Source organism: Klebsiella sp. K47, from assembly GCF_051858335.1.
In the GTDB taxonomy this organism is placed as follows: domain Bacteria; phylum Pseudomonadota; class Gammaproteobacteria; order Enterobacterales; family Enterobacteriaceae; genus Klebsiella; species Klebsiella pneumoniae.
This window is the reverse complement of sequence record NZ_JBPYUI010000205.1, coordinates 1-241: the sequence shown is the minus strand read 5'-3', so window position 1 is coordinate 241 and position 241 is coordinate 1. Positions and strand designations below refer to the sequence as shown.

General features: G+C 39.8%; 1 protein-coding gene. It reads left to right on the top strand.

Annotation, left to right across the window (positions count from 1 at the left end; translation table 11 throughout):
• A partial coding sequence (locus RRF55_RS27710; RefSeq protein ID WP_439419256.1) for a hypothetical protein occupies positions 1-241 on the top strand: 241 nt, incomplete at both ends.

The following is a 241-nucleotide window of genomic DNA, read 5'->3' as shown; positions in this document are numbered from 1 at the left end:
AAAGAAGTCACCCGTACTTTAAAAGAAATCAACACCGATCCGAACAGTATTGTACAAAATGTCTCGGGCTGGTTTCAAAGCCACTTAAATTATGGTCGTTTGGTGCTGAGTGAAATCAGTAAGAATATTTTTAAACTCTGTTTTGCGGTGATGTCGTTATTCTTCTTCTATCGTGACGGACAAACCATTTTAAATCAGGTCAGTAAAGCGCTAGAAATGGTGATTGGCCCACGTATCCACC